Origin of the sequence: Microbacterium gilvum (genome assembly GCF_039543865.1) — a bacterium.
Classification (GTDB): Bacteria; Actinomycetota; Actinomycetes; order Actinomycetales; family Microbacteriaceae; genus Microbacterium; species Microbacterium gilvum.
In genome coordinates, this window is record NZ_BAABKO010000001.1 from 694,647 (window position 1) to 707,991 (window position 13,345).

A 13,345-nucleotide genomic window follows, 5' to 3' on the forward strand; every position below is an offset into this window, starting at 1 on the left:
GGACGCCCGCATGCCCTCGACCGGCCTCAGCCTCGGCCCCAAGCTCCGCTATCTCGTGGAGCGGGCGCGCCGCATCGACGTCTCGTCGGTGATCGAACGCGCCAAGGAGGTGCATGAGCAGCACGGCAAGCCCGTGCCGCTCGTCGTCGCCGACATGCTGTGGTCGGCCGGCCGCCGCGATGTCGCCTTCCAGGACTACGTGGACTACGACTTCGCCATCCTGTCGAAGGCGGAGCGTGCGACCTTCATGACGCACCCCGTGTCCATGCAGCTCGCCGCGCGGTACGCGCACCCCGACTACCGCGTGCTGTTCGAGAACAAGATCGAGTTCAACAAGCGGTTCGACCGGTTCCTGCGCCGGGAGTGGCTCGTCGTCGAGACCGGCAACGCCGACGCCGTGCGCGCGTTCGTCGAGAAGCACGGCACGATCGTCGCGAAGGTGCCCGTGAGCCACATGGGGCTCGGCGTCCACCGCTACCACGCGAGCGAGGTCGACGACTGGGCGGCCTTCCACCGCGGGCTGCTCGAACGCGACGAGGTCCTGCTCGAGGAGGTCATCGTGCAGCACCCCGACATCGCCGCGGTCTGCCCGGGAACCGTGAACACCACGCGCATCACGGCATTCCACGACGGCTCCGAGGTGCACATCCTCGCGATCGCGCAGAAGTTCGGGCGCGGCGCCGTGAGCGACCAGATGTCGTTCGGCGGCTTCTACACGATGCTCGACGACGCGGGGCGCGCGCTCGGATCCGGCTACGACTCGCACGGGCACGTGCACGAGAAGCATCCCGACACGGGCTTCCCGATCGCGTCGTTCCAGCTGCCCCTCATGGACGAGGTGCGCGCGTTCATCGACGCGGTCGCGCGCGTCGTGCCGCAGGTGCAGTACGTCGGATGGGATGTCGTGGTCACGCCGGACGGCCCCGTGCTCGTGGAGGGCAACTGGGGCGCGGGCGTCTACGAGAACAAGCCGTCGGTGACGGGCATCCGCACGGGCCACAAGCCTCGTTACCGCACGGCGATCGGATTCTGAGCCGCGAACGGCGAACGCCCCTCCGTGGAGGGGCGTTCGCCGTCTGGTCTCAGACCGCGCGGATGATGCCGAGCGGCGTCGACTGGTGGCCCTGGCCGAGCGGGTTGTCGCCGAGGATGCGCACCAGTCGCCTCTCCCCCGCCTTGTCGAGCGTGGAGCCGAGGATGTTGCCGCCGATGTCGTTGATGTCGACGACGGCGACGTGGGCGTCGACCCCGAGAAGCGAGCGGACGTGCGCCGCGACCTCGCGCGGACGCTCGGGACCGAGGACGACCGCCTTGTTGTACGGCGGGATCGTGCCGGGCGTCGGGCCGTCGATCGCGCGCGCCTTGTCGCCTGCGATGCGGTAGAAGTCGCCGCGGCGCCCGAAGAGCTTGGTCACGGCCGACACTGCCGCGGCGAAGAGGATCCGGGGCGCGCCGACCTCGCGCAGCGCCATCTCCATCGTCTCGGGGATGCCGAGGCCGATGCCGTAGGCGGTCTTCGTGACGTACTTCGAGAGGAACGTCGCCAGCCTGCGCGGCTGGATCTCGTCCATCATGTACGAACGGCCCTGCGTGATGGCGACGATCTTCTCCGTCACGAACAGCAGGTCGCCCGGCTCGACGGCGTCCTTCGCGTACTCCGCGATGATCTCGTCGATCCGGTCGTCCGGCATCACCACCTTCGTGCGCAGGGGGATGCGCGCGTAGCGGACGCCGTCGACCTCGACCTCGAGGCGCTTGCCCTCGTTCGCCTCCGCCATCACTCGAGGTAGTCCCGAAGCGACTGCGAGCGGCTCGGGTGGCGCAGCTTCGCCATCGTCTTCGACTCGATCTGGCGGATGCGCTCACGCGTCACGCCGAAGGTGTCGCCGATCTGGTCGAGGGTCTTCGGCTGCCCGTCGCCGAGGCCGAAGCGCATGCGGATGACACCCGCCTCGCGCTCGGAGAGCGAGTCGAGCAGGCTCTCGAGCTGACGCTGCAGCATCGTGAAGCCCACCGCGTCGGCCGGGACGACCGCCTCGGTGTCCTCGATGAGGTCGCCGAACTCGCTGTCGCCGTCCTCGCCGAGCGGCGTGTGCAGCGAGATGGGCTCGCGCCCGTACTTCTGCACCTCGACGACCTTCTCGGGCGTCATGTCGAGCTCCTTGGAGAGCTCCTCGGGCGTGGGCTCGCGACCCAGGTCCTGCAGCATCTGCCGCTGGACCCTGGCGAGCTTGTTGATGACCTCGACCATGTGGACCGGGATGCGGATGGTGCGCGCCTGGTCGGCCATGGCGCGCGTGATGGCCTGGCGGATCCACCACGTCGCGTACGTCGAGAACTTGAATCCCTTGGTGTAGTCGAACTTCTCGACGGCGCGGATGAGACCGAGGTTGCCCTCCTGGATGAGATCCAGGAACTGCATGCCGCGGCCCGTGTAGCGCTTCGCGAGCGACACCACGAGGCGGAGGTTCGCCCCGAGCAGGTGGCTCTTCGCGCGCTGGCCGTCCCGTGACACCCACTGCAGGTCGAGGCCGAGCTGGCTCGACTTCTCCGCCGCCGACATCTTCGACAGCTTCTCCTCCGCGAACAGGCCGGCCTCGATGCGCATGGCGAGGTCGACCTCCTCCGCGGCGTTCAGCAGCGGGACCTTGCCGATCTGCTTGAGGTAGTCCTTGACGGGGTCGGCCGTGGCGCCCGTGATCTGCGTCGAGTAGACGGGGACGTCCTCCTCGTCGCTCGAGCTGATGACGATGGCGCCCGTGGGCAGCGGCTCCACCGTCGCCGGCTTGCCCTTGTCGTCGTCGCCCTTGGCGTCGTCCTTCGCCTCGTCGGCGTCGTCGGACGTCTCGTCGGCGTCGTCCGCCTCGAGCTCGACGTCGCCTTCGAGCTCCTCCTCGTCCTCGTCGGACGCCTTCGCGCTCTTCGCCGCCTTCGTCCTCTTCGTCGACGCGGTCTTGGCTGCGGTCTTCTTGGTGGTCTTCTTGGCCGCGGGACCGGCGGCCGCAGCGGCCTCGTCCTCGACGGCCTCGTCGTCGTTCGCGGTGCTCCGCGAAGCCTTCGTGGCAGTTGTCACGTTCTCGCCTTTCACCGATGGCGCTGTGCGCCTCGCCCCCGGGTGTCTTCGGGCACTAGTAAGACCCTTGTCAAGTCCTGCGCCTCGCCAGCACGGGACTCGCCAATGGGTCGTCCGACCATTGTCTCACACTCCGCCGCGCGATCCGACGCGGCGCCCGGGTGACCCTGATGGCGACAACAGCGTCCGCGGCCGCCGCATTCCCCTGCGGACGCCTCAGCCGATCGGCTTCTCGTCGTCGCCCGTCGGCCGGGACGCGAGATAGCGCTCGAGCTCGGCGGCGAGCTCGTCCGCGCTCGGCAGGTCGCTCTCGTGCAGACCCGAGCGCGGCGAGGTGCCGTCGACGAGACCGGCCATGTAGGCGTCGTAGCGCTCCTCGAGGCCCGCGACCATGCGGCCGAGCTCGTCGTTCCCGGCGATCTGCTCCCCCACCTTCGCGAGGTACTCGGTGTTCTCCGTGCGCAGGGCGTCGACGTCGAAGACGCGCCCCGTCGACGAGGCGATCCGGTCGATCGCCGAGAGCGTCGCCGCGGGGTAGTCCGTCTCCGCGAGGTAGTGCGGGATGAGGAGGACGAAGCCGGCGACGAGGAGCCCCGTCTGCGCTGCACGGAACTCGAGCAGATGCCCGGCTGTCGCGGGCACCTGCGTGCGGGGCTGCCAGATCGACTGCGCCGCGATGAGCTCTGGGCGGTTGCCGCTGACGGTCGCGCCCAGATCGCGCGTGTGGGGCACCGGCATGGCGATCGCATGCACCCAGGTCAGCCCCGAGACGTCGAACTCGCGCGCGAACGACAGCACCGCTTCGACGAAGCCGTCCCACACGAAGTCGGGCTCGTACCCCGAGAGCAGGAGGAAGGGCTGGCCGAGCGCGTCCTGCGCGAGCGACAGCTCGAGGCGCGGCGGACGGTACTCCGTCAGGTGGTCCTTGTCGAAGGTCACGATCGGGCGGCGAGCACGGTAGTCGAGGAGCGCGTCGTTCGAGAACACGGCCACGATGCGCTGGTCGACGACCGCGCGCATGTAGTCGATGGCGCCGGACACCGCGCCGCCCGCGTCCGTGAACCCGGTGAGCAGCACGACGAGCGGAAGCCCGCCGGGGACGACGGGGGCGTCGGCGGCGCGTTCGCTGAGGTCTCGGGGGACGGGCATTCCTCCATGCTACGAGGCGGCGCGCCCTCGCGGGCCGTCGCACCCGGTGAAGGACCGGAACCTAGGATGGGAGGCATGTCGCACCCCGATATCGCGCTGTCCCCGACAGCTGTCCCCGCGGAGGGTGCCGATGCCCTCGTGATCGCGATCCCCGATCCCGCAGGAGACGACGCTGCGCCGGCACGACCGGCAGAGCTCGCCGCCGCACTCGACGCCATCGGCTTCACCGCGGCGAAGGGCGCATTCGCCCGCGTCCACGCACCCGGCTTCTCGGGTCTCCCCCTCGCCGTCGTCGGCCTCGGGCGCGCCCCGGATGCGCGCACCGTGCGGGACGCGGTGGGCGCCGCCATCCGGCAGCTCACGGGCTTCGACGTCGTCGCCGTGTCCGTCCCGGCGGAGATCGAGGGCGGATGGCGCGCCGCCGCAGAGGGGGCGGCGCTCGGCGGGTACGCCTTCGACGACTACAAGTCCGACTCCGAGGAGAAGAAGGCGAAGCGCCGTCGTGCGCGCCGCGTCGTCGTGCACGCTCCCGACGACGCAGACGACGCCGACCTCGCCGCCATCCGGGCGGGCGCCGAGGCCGTCGCTCTCGTCAAGGACCTCGTGTCGACGCCGGCGGAGTGGCAGAGCCCCGCTCGACTCGCCGACATCGCTCTGGAGACGACCGCCGACCTCCCCGTGACGGCGACGGTGTGGGACGAGGCGCGGCTGGCGGAGGACGGCTTCGGGGGCATCCTCGGCGTCGGCCAGGGCTCCGATCGACCGCCGCGTCTCGTGCGGCTCGACTACGCGCCGGAGGGAGCCGCGCGGCACGTCGCGCTCGTCGGCAAGGGCATCACGTTCGACACCGGCGGTCTGTCGCTCAAGCCCGCCGCGTCCATGGTCGGGATGCAGGAGGACATGACGGGCGCCGCCGAAGTGCTCGCGGTCGTCCGGGCCGCCGCCCAGCTCGCCCTTCCCGTGCGGGTCACGGGGTGGCTGTGCATCGCCGACAACATGCCATCGGGGCGCGCGACGCGGCCCGGGGACGTGCTCGTGATCGCCGACGGCACCACGGTCGAGGTCACCAACACCGATGCCGAGGGCCGCCTCGTGCTCGCCGACGGCCTCGTCGCGGCGAGCCGCGAGCACCCCGACGTCGTCGTCGACGTCGCGACGTTGACGGGCGCCATGGTGGTGGCCCTCGGCACGCGCCACACGGGCGTCATGGGGCACGGCGACGCCGTCGACGCCTTCCTCCGCGCCGCCGACCGCACGGGCGAGCTCGCGTGGGCGCTCCCCCTCCCCGAGCACATCGCGGACGAGCTCGATTCGCGCATCGCCGACGTCCGCAACGCGAACGTCGGCAACCGCGCGGGCGGGGCGCTCTATGCGGGTCTCTTCCTGCAGCGCTTCGTCGGCCGCACGGCGGACGAGGACGACGCCCCGCGCATCCCCTGGGTGCATCTCGACATCGCCGGCTCCTCCATGAGCACGGGAGCGCCGTACGGATTCACCGACAAGGGGCCGACGGGCGCCACGGTGCGCGCGCTGCTCGAGTTCGTCGCGGCGGGAGGCGAGCTCCTGTGAGCGAGCGCACCGTCGACGTCGTCGTGCTCGGCGGCGGCAGCGGAGGCTACGCTGCCGCGCTGCGAGCCGCAGAGCTCGGCAAGAGCGTGATCGTCGTCGAGAAGGACAAGCTGGGCGGCACGTGCCTCCACCGCGGCTGCGTGCCCACGAAGGCGATGCTGCACGCCGCCGAGGTCGCCGACACCGTCCGCGAGGCGGGGGCCTACGGCATCGGCGCCGAGCTCACGGGCATCGACCCCGCGCGCATCGCCACGTACCGCGACGGCATCGTCTCGAAGAAGCACAAGGGTCTCGAAGGCCTCGTCAAGGCGCGCGGCATCGAGGTCGTCTCGGGCGCCGGCACGCTGGAGCCGGGGCCCGCCGTGCGCGTCGGCGACGACCTCTACCGGGGCCGCGATGTCGTCATCGCGACGGGCTCGTACAGCCGCAGCCTCCCGGGACTGGAGTTCGGCGGACGCGTCCTCGACAGCGAGGGAGCGCTCGCCCTGGGCACCGTGCCCGACCGCGCGATCATCCTGGGTGGCGGCGTCATCGGCGTCGAGTTCGCGAGCGTCTGGCGGTCGCTCGGCGCCGAGGTGACGATCGTCGAGGCGCTCGACCGGCTCGTGCCGAACGAGGATGCCGCGCTCAGCAAGGCGCTCGAGCGCGCCTACCGCAAGCGGGGCATCCGCACGTCGCTCGGCGTGCGGTTCTCGTCGGTCTCGCAGGACGACTCCTCCGTGACCGTGACGCTGGAGAACGGGGAGTCCCTCACGGCGGACGTCCTCCTCGTCGCCGTCGGACGCGGCCCTGCGACCGACGGCATCGGCCTGGATGAGACGGGGGTCGCCCGCGACCGCGGCTTCGTGGCCACCGACGACCTGCTGCGCACCTCGGTCGCCCGTGTGTGGGCCGTGGGCGACATCGTCAGGGGGCTGCAGCTCGCCCACCGCGGATTCCAGCAGGGCATCGCCGTCGCCGAGCGCATCGCGGGGCTGGCGAGCCCGCCGGTCGCCGACACCCAGATCCCGCGTGTGACGTACTCGCATCCCGAGCTCGCCTCCGTCGGGCTCACGGAGGAGCAGGCGCGCGCGGCGCACGGCGACGACGCCATCGCGACGACCGAGTTCAACCTCGCGGGCAACGCGAAGAGCGAGATCATCGGCACGGCCGGCCTCGTGAAGGTCGTCCGCCGCGTCGACGGGCCCGTCCTCGGCGTGCATCTCGCGGGCGACCGCGTGGGCGAGCTGATCACGGAGGGGCAGCTCGCCGTCGCGTGGGAGGCCCATCCCGAGGACATCGCGCCGCTCCTCCATGCGCATCCCACGCAGAGCGAGGCGCTCGGCGAGGCCTTCCTCGCACTGGCCGGAAAGCCGCTCCACGCGCTCTGACGCCCTCGAGCACCCCGCAGCATCACTAAGCTAGATGAGAATTCGACACTCCGAAGGAGACTCCTGACATGAGCACTTCCGTCGTCCTCCCCGCTCTCGGAGAGAGCGTCACCGAGGGAACGGTCACCCGCTGGCTGAAGCAGGTCGGCGACACCGTCGCAGCGGACGAGCCGCTTCTCGAGGTGTCGACCGACAAGGTCGACACCGAGATCCCCTCGCCCGTGAGCGGCGTTCTGGAGGCGATCCTCGTTCAGGAGGACGAGACCGTCGAGGTCGGCGCCGAGCTCGCCCGCCTGGGCGACGGCTCCGGCGCGCAGGAGGCCCCCGCGGCTCCCGCGGCAGAGGTGCCCGCCGCAGAGCAGGCGCCCGCCGCGGAGGCTCCCGCGGCTGCGGCCCCCGCCGCCGAGGCTCCGGCCGCTCCCGCCGAGGCGCCCGCAGCCGAGGCTCCCGTCGCGTCGTCCGACGCATCGGACGTCGTCCTCCCCGAGCTCGGAGAGAGCGTCACGGAAGGCACGGTCACCCGCTGGCTGAAGCAGGTCGGCGACAGCGTCGAGGTCGACGAGCCCCTGCTCGAGATCTCCACCGACAAGGTCGACACCGAGATCCCCTCGCCCGTCGCGGGCACCGTGCAGGAGATCCTCGTCCAGGAGGACGAGACCGTCGAGGTGGGCTCCGTGCTGGCACGCGTCGGCAGCGGTGCGCCCGCGGCACCGGCTCCTGCGGCGGCACCGGCTCCTGCCGCGGCCCCCGCGCCTGCCGCACCCGTCGCGGCCCCGGCTCCTGCCGCAGCACCCGCGGCAGGACCCGCACCCGCGGCAGCACCGGCACCCGCTGCCGCCCCCGCACCCGCGGCGGCACCGGCACCCGCGGCACCGGCACCCGCGGCATCGGCTGCTCCCGCGGAGCCGGCTCAGGCCGCCCCCGCCGGCGACGACAAGATCTACGTCACCCCGCTCGTGCGCCGTCTCGCGGCGCAGAACGGCGTCGACCTCGCGACCGTCTCGGGCACGGGCGTCGGCGGACGCATCCGCAAGGAGGACGTGCTGAAGGCGGCGGAGTCGGCTTCGGCGCCCGCCGCAGCCGCTCCGGCCGCGGCCGCCTCGGTGAAGCCCGAGCCGTCGCCGCTGCGCGGGACGACCGCCCCGATGTCGCGCCTGCGCAAGGTTCTCGCCACGCGCGCCGTCGAGTCGATGCAGCAGACCGCCCAGCTGACGACGGTCGTCGAGGTCGACGTGACGAAGCTCGCCGGCTACCGCGACCAGGTGAAGGGCTCCTTCCTCGAGAAGACGGGCGACAAGCTGTCGTTCCTGCCCTTCTTCGCGCTTGCCGCCGCGGAGGCGCTGCAGGCCTTCCCGATCGTGAACTCCACGGTCGACGCCGACAACAACATCGTGTACCCGGCATCCGAGAACCTCTCGATCGCCGTCGACACGGAGCGCGGCCTCCTCACCCCGGTCGTCCGCGACGCCGGGTCGAAGAACCTCGCCCAGATCGCGCATGAGATCGCCGACCTCGCCGCGCGCACGCGCGACAACAAGCTGAAGCCCGACGAGCTCGCCGGCGGCACCTTCACGCTCACGAACACGGGCTCGCGCGGCGCGCTGTTCGACACGCCCGTCGTCTTCCTGCCGCAGTCGGCCATCCTCGGCACGGGCGTCGTGTTCAAGCGCCCCGGTGTCGTGAAGGTCGACGGCGTGGAGGCGATCGGCATCCGATCGTACGTGTACCTCGCGCTCTCGTACGACCACCGCACGATCGACGGTGCCGATGCCGCGCGCTTCCTGTCGACCGTGAAGGCCCGCCTCGAGGCAGCCGACTTCGCGGGGGACCTCGGCATCTGAGACACCGCCGCTCCCGGAGGGGGCGGGATGGGCGCCCGGCGCTCATCCCGCCCCCTCGGCCGTCTCATAGGTCTGCCGGAGCTGCCAGACGCCGTCGACCCGTTCGAGGACGACGTGGCGCACGATGCCGTCACCCTCGACGCGCGTGACCGCGACATCGCCGAAGTCGTCCACGAGCGCAGCGTCCGCGGCGCCCTCGACGAGCCGCGCGGTCGCCTGCTCGGGCGTCTCCTCCTCGGCGGACGGCGTCGGCACCCCGGTCGCCGTCGCGTCTGCGGTCGGCACGTGCTCGGTCGGCGGCGTCGCCTCCGCGGCGGGTGCGGGCGGTGCCGACGTCGCATGCACGACCGTGGATGACGCGTCGCCGTCATCCGCCGCCCCGGTGCGCCCCGGGCCTGGGGAGGCGTCGTCGGTCGCGGAAGGCCACGCGAGCCCCACCGCCAGCACGGCACCGCCGCAGATCGCTCCGACGATGATCGGAGCACGTCGACGGAGCGGTCCTCCCGCGGGCGATGCGCTTCCCGTGGCCGCACGCGTCGGTCTGACGCGCCGTGCGGTGCCTCGCGCGCGCATCCGGCGGCCGACCTCGGCGAACGCATCCGCCACGAGTTCGCCGAGTCCGACATCGACGCGGTGTACGAGCCATCCCTCCGATGGCGCAGCCGGGCGCGCGTCCTCACGCAGGTCGGCGTGGTCCGGGCGGACGTCGGACGGACCGTCCTCCGCGAGCGGCTGGGGCGCGCACGCCTCGAAGAGTCGCGTCTCCAGATCGGGGCCCGTTCGCCGCAGCGCACGCGGTCGTTCGAACGCGACCCGCACGTCGTCGAGCACACGACGCACGACCTTGTCGGGGCAGCACTCCCCCGCGGCCGCGAGCAGGCTGGCCGCAGACTCCTCCACGGGATCCCCGTCGCCGAAGGCGAAGAGCGGCCGCGCATCGGCCGAGAGCCACCACCGCCCCCGCGGAGCATCGGCGCCGGGCGGCCGCTGCGCCCACGCCTCCTGCACGCCGCGGAGCAGGCTGACCGCGAGCGTCACCGCCTCCCCGCCGCGCAGCACCGGCCCGCGGGCGGCGCGGTGCGCGAGACGCGCCTCCACGGTGTCGTCGCAGCGTGGCAGGACGACAGCGTGTCCGTCGGCCAGGCGCACGATGTCGAGCGGCGCGAGCACGTGCTGGGAGCCCGCGCTGCGCCATCCCTCCCACCCGTCCAGCTGCTCGACGGGGACGAGCACGACCGAGTCGTCTCCCTGCGAGGCGATGATCCCCTCGAGAGGCGACGCGGGCGGCGTCACCCGTCGGACGGCGCGGTAGGCGCCGGTCGGCTCCGTGGGCGGCGGAGCGGCTCCCGTGACGACGGCATCCCAGCTCATGCCCCCACGATGCACGCATCCATGCGGCGCGCACGCCGCGGACCGGGCAGTGGGGAGAGCACACGCCGCAGGGCGGGGGCTGGGGACGGGAGGACGCTCCATGGGCCGCGGAGGGCCATCCGACGCCGGTAGAATCGACGCATGGCAGCACGCAGCGCACCCGCGGAGAAGCGACCCGGCTTCTTCTCCCAGATCAAGTCACTCTTCACCTTCACCCGTGAGGCGTTCCCGTGGCTCGGCTGGCTGCTCATCGCCATCATCGTGGTGGGCGTCGCGCTCGGCGTCGTCGCGGGGTTCCTTTTGCAGCCTGTCTGGTGGGGCATCCTCCTGTGGGCCATCACCGGACTCATGGTCGGCGCGCTCGGCGCGATGATCACCATGACGCAGCTCTCCACGCGCGCCATGTACCGCAAGCTCGACGGCATGCCCGGCGCATCCGGCCACGTCCTCGCGAACATGCTGGGACGCAGCTGGCGCGCCGACGACATGCCGGTCGGCATCAACCCCAAGACGCAGGAGGCGGTCTACCGCGCCGTCGGGAAGGGCGGGATCGTCATCGTGGGCGAGGGCTCGCGCGGGCGGCTCACGCGCCTCATGCGCGACGAGCGGATGAAGGCCCAGCGCGTCGCACAGGGCGTGCCGGTCCACGAGTTCTACATCGGGCACGGCGAGGGCGAGGTCTCCATCGACCGCCTCTCCAAGACGATCAAGTCGCTGCCGAAGGCCATCGACCGCGCCACCATGGGCGCCGTCGTCCAGCGCATCGAGTCGGTCTCGCAGTCGCTCGCGTCCCTGCCGATCCCGAAGGGCATCGATCCCACCAAGGTCCGCGCGCAGCGACCGCGCTGATCCGCTGTCCGCACGTCACGAGAGCCCCGCCGATCGACGGGGCTCTCGTCGTCTCCGCTCAGGCTCGCACGAGGATGGTTCCGGCGGCCTTGTCGTGGAGTCCGCGCTGGTCGGCGTCCCAGATCACGGCGGGGATCACGACGACGAGCAGGAGCGTGCGCACGAGCGGGCGCCACACGCCGGTCCACGCGCCATCCGCCCGCACCACCCGCATGCCGAGCAGGCGGTGCCCCGGGCTGCCGCCCAGGGTCGGGATGAAGACGATCTGCAGCACGGCGAACACCGCCATCGGCGCGAACTGCGTCAGCCCCGCTTCCGCGGGCAGGGCGAACTGGTCGAACGAGAAGAACGCCGTCGCGACGAGCGTCGCCGCGGCGTAGTCGATGAGGAGCGCGCCGATGCGGCGGCCGGGGCGCGCGATGCTGCCGGAGCCCGTCGAGGGCAGTCCCAGGCGGCCGCCCGGGTAGTCGGCGGAGGTCGAGGTCGTCACCTGTCGAGCCTAGATCAGCGCGCCCTGTAACATGCCGGAAACAAAGGGGATACCGCCAGGCAATCCTCTGCCCGTAGGTTGGCGGCGACGTCCGTCCCACGGATCGCCCCACCCGAGTTCCCGAAACTGGAGCCTCAATGTTCAAAGATTCCTCCGAGGTCCTGAAGTTCATCAAGGACGAGGACGTCAAGTTCCTCGACATCCGCTTCACGGACCTTCCCGGCGTGCAGCAGCACTTCAACATCCCTGCTTCCACGGTGGATGAGGAGTTCTTCACGGTCGGCCAGCTCTTCGACGGCTCCTCGATCCGCGGCTTCGCGAACATCCACGAGTCCGACATGCAGCTCATCCCGGACGTGACGACGGCGTACCTCGACCCGTTCCGCGAGGCGAAGACCCTCATCATGGTCTTCGACATCTACAACCCGCGCAACGGCGAGATCTACGCGAAGGACCCGCGCCAGGTCGCGAAGAAGGCGGAGAAGTACCTCGCCTCCACCGGCATCGCCGACACGGCGTTCTTCGCCCCCGAGGCCGAGTTCTACATCTTCGACGACGTGCGCTACGAGGTGAAGCAGAACGCGAGCTTCTACTCGGTCGACTCCGAGGAGGGCGCGTGGAACACGGGCCGCGCCGAGGAGGGCGGGAACCTCGCCAACAAGACCCCGTACAAGGGCGGCTACTTCCCCGTCTCGCCCGTCGACAAGACGGCCGACCTGCGCGACGACATCAGCCTCAAGCTGATCGACGCCGGTCTCATCCTCGAGCGCGCGCACCACGAGGTGGGCACGGGCGGACAGCAGGAGATCAACTACCGCTTCGACACCATGGTGCACGCGGCCGACGACATCCTGAAGTTCAAGTACATCGTCAAGAACGTGGCCGAGGAGTGGGGCAAGGTCGCGACCTTCATGCCGAAGCCGCTGTTCGGCGACAACGGCTCGGGCATGCACACGCACCAGTCGCTGTGGAGCGACGGCAAGCCGCTCTTCTACGACGAGGCCGGCTACGGCGGGCTCAGCGACATCGCGCGCTGGTACATCGGCGGCATCCTCGCCCACGCGCCCGCCGTGCTCGCGTTCACGAACCCGACGCTCAACAGCTACCACCGTCTGGTGAAGGGCTTCGAGGCCCCCGTCAACCTCGTGTACTCGGCCGGAAACCGCTCGGCGGCCATCCGCATCCCGATCACGGGCTCGAACCCGAAGGCCAAGCGCATCGAGTTCCGCGCCCCCGACGCCTCGGGCAACCCGTACCTCGCGTTCGCGGCGCAGCTCATGGCGGGCCTCGACGGCATCAAGAACCGCATCGAGCCGCACGAGCCCGTCGACAAGGACCTCTACGAGCTCCCCGCAGAGGAGGCCAAGAACATCCCGCAGGTGCCGAACTCCCTGCAGGACTCGCTCGACGCGCTCCGCGCCGACCACCAGTTCCTCCTCGAGGGCGGCGTGTTCACGCAGGAGCTCATCGACACCTGGATCGAGTACAAGGAGGAGAACGAGATCAAGCCGCTCGCGCAGCGTCCTCACCCCTTCGAGTACGAGCTGTACTTCGGCGTCTGACCTCCCGCTAGGCCCTCAAACGGCCCAGCTCCCGCGAGAGATCGCGGGAGCTGGGCCGTTTGCCGTCTCCA

Annotated in this window: 11 protein-coding genes; 6 read left to right on the forward strand and 5 right to left on the reverse strand. The window is 71.2% G+C overall.

What is annotated here, in order from left to right; all coding sequences use genetic code 11:
* Positions 1-10 precede the first annotated feature (10 nt).
* Positions 11-1,033 (forward strand): sugar-transfer associated ATP-grasp domain-containing protein, encoded by a 1,023-nt coding sequence (locus ABD998_RS03595; RefSeq protein WP_345435988.1) that lies wholly within the window; start codon positions 11-13, stop codon positions 1,031-1,033.
* Positions 1,034-1,082: 49 nt separating this feature from the next.
* Here the strand turns inward: ABD998_RS03595 and ABD998_RS03600 are convergent, their stop codons facing one another.
* The 3 genes from ABD998_RS03600 to ABD998_RS03610 form a co-directional block, all read right to left on the reverse strand.
* Positions 1,083-1,778, reverse strand: a complete 696-nt coding sequence (locus ABD998_RS03600; RefSeq protein ID WP_345435990.1) for a coenzyme F420-0:L-glutamate ligase — start codon at positions 1,776-1,778, stop codon at positions 1,083-1,085.
* Complete coding sequence (locus ABD998_RS03605; RefSeq protein WP_345435992.1) at positions 1,778-3,073, reverse strand: RNA polymerase sigma factor; 1,296 nt, start codon at positions 3,071-3,073, stop codon at positions 1,778-1,780. Before ABD998_RS03605 ends, ABD998_RS03600 begins: the two co-directional genes overlap by 1 nt.
* A 216-nt stretch (positions 3,074-3,289) precedes the next feature.
* Positions 3,290-4,222, reverse strand: a complete 933-nt coding sequence (locus tag ABD998_RS03610; protein WP_345435994.1) for a proteasome assembly chaperone family protein — start codon at positions 4,220-4,222, stop codon at positions 3,290-3,292.
* Between the two features lie 75 nt (positions 4,223-4,297).
* Between ABD998_RS03610 and ABD998_RS03615 the strand changes: the two genes are divergently transcribed.
* From ABD998_RS03615 to sucB, 3 genes are all read left to right on the forward strand, one after another.
* Entirely contained in the window at positions 4,298-5,791 is a 1,494-nt protein-coding gene (locus ABD998_RS03615; protein WP_345435996.1) for a leucyl aminopeptidase, read from the forward strand.
* The gene (gene lpdA / locus ABD998_RS03620) at positions 5,788-7,161 is read left to right on the forward strand and encodes a dihydrolipoyl dehydrogenase (RefSeq protein WP_345435998.1); all 1,374 of its coding nucleotides are present in this window, start codon (positions 5,788-5,790) and stop codon (positions 7,159-7,161) included. The genes ABD998_RS03615 and lpdA overlap by 4 nt, the downstream gene beginning before the upstream one ends.
* Before the next feature lie 68 nt (positions 7,162-7,229).
* Complete coding sequence (gene sucB / locus ABD998_RS03625; RefSeq protein WP_345436000.1) at positions 7,230-9,002, forward strand: 2-oxoglutarate dehydrogenase, E2 component, dihydrolipoamide succinyltransferase; 1,773 nt, start codon at positions 7,230-7,232, stop codon at positions 9,000-9,002.
* Positions 9,003-9,044: 42 nt separating this feature from the next.
* Here the strand turns inward: sucB and ABD998_RS03630 are convergent, their stop codons facing one another.
* Complete coding sequence (locus ABD998_RS03630; protein WP_345436003.1) at positions 9,045-10,373, reverse strand: hypothetical protein; 1,329 nt, start codon at positions 10,371-10,373, stop codon at positions 9,045-9,047.
* A gap of 141 nt (positions 10,374-10,514) precedes the next feature.
* Between ABD998_RS03630 and ABD998_RS03635 the strand changes: the two genes are divergently transcribed.
* Positions 10,515-11,222 (forward strand): DUF4191 domain-containing protein, encoded by a 708-nt coding sequence (locus tag ABD998_RS03635; protein WP_345436005.1) that lies wholly within the window; start codon positions 10,515-10,517, stop codon positions 11,220-11,222.
* A 58-nt stretch (positions 11,223-11,280) separates the two neighbouring features.
* Here ABD998_RS03635 and ABD998_RS03640 read toward each other — a convergent pair whose 3' ends face one another.
* Positions 11,281-11,712, reverse strand: a complete 432-nt coding sequence (locus tag ABD998_RS03640) for an RDD family protein (protein WP_345436007.1) — start codon at positions 11,710-11,712, stop codon at positions 11,281-11,283.
* Positions 11,713-11,849: 137 nt separating this feature from the next.
* Here ABD998_RS03640 and glnA point away from each other — a divergent pair, with 137 nt between their 5' ends.
* Positions 11,850-13,274 carry a type I glutamate--ammonia ligase gene (gene glnA / locus ABD998_RS03645; protein WP_345436009.1) on the forward strand — a complete coding sequence of 475 codons (1,425 nt, stop codon included), beginning with the start codon at positions 11,850-11,852 and terminating at the stop codon, positions 13,272-13,274.
* The last annotated feature ends 71 nt before the right edge of the window (positions 13,275-13,345 follow it).

Bases quoted from the DNA above. Each gene is read 5' to 3' on its own strand.
- ABD998_RS03595 (WP_345435988.1), top strand. From the start codon at position 11: ATGCCCTCGACCGGCCTCAGCCTCGGCCCCAAGCTCCGCTATCTCGTG.
- ABD998_RS03600 (WP_345435990.1), bottom strand. From the start codon at position 1,778: ATGGCGGAGGCGAACGAGGGCAAGCGCCTCGAGGTCGAGGTCGACGGC.
- ABD998_RS03610 (WP_345435994.1), bottom strand. From the start codon at position 4,222: ATGCCCGTCCCCCGAGACCTCAGCGAACGCGCCGCCGACGCCCCCGTC.
- ABD998_RS03615 (WP_345435996.1), top strand. From the start codon at position 4,298: ATGTCGCACCCCGATATCGCGCTGTCCCCGACAGCTGTCCCCGCGGAG.
- sucB (WP_345436000.1), top strand. From the start codon at position 7,230: ATGAGCACTTCCGTCGTCCTCCCCGCTCTCGGAGAGAGCGTCACCGAG.
- ABD998_RS03630 (WP_345436003.1), bottom strand. From the start codon at position 10,373: ATGAGCTGGGATGCCGTCGTCACGGGAGCCGCTCCGCCGCCCACGGAG.
- ABD998_RS03635 (WP_345436005.1), top strand. From the start codon at position 10,515: ATGGCAGCACGCAGCGCACCCGCGGAGAAGCGACCCGGCTTCTTCTCC.
- glnA (WP_345436009.1), top strand. From the start codon at position 11,850: ATGTTCAAAGATTCCTCCGAGGTCCTGAAGTTCATCAAGGACGAGGAC.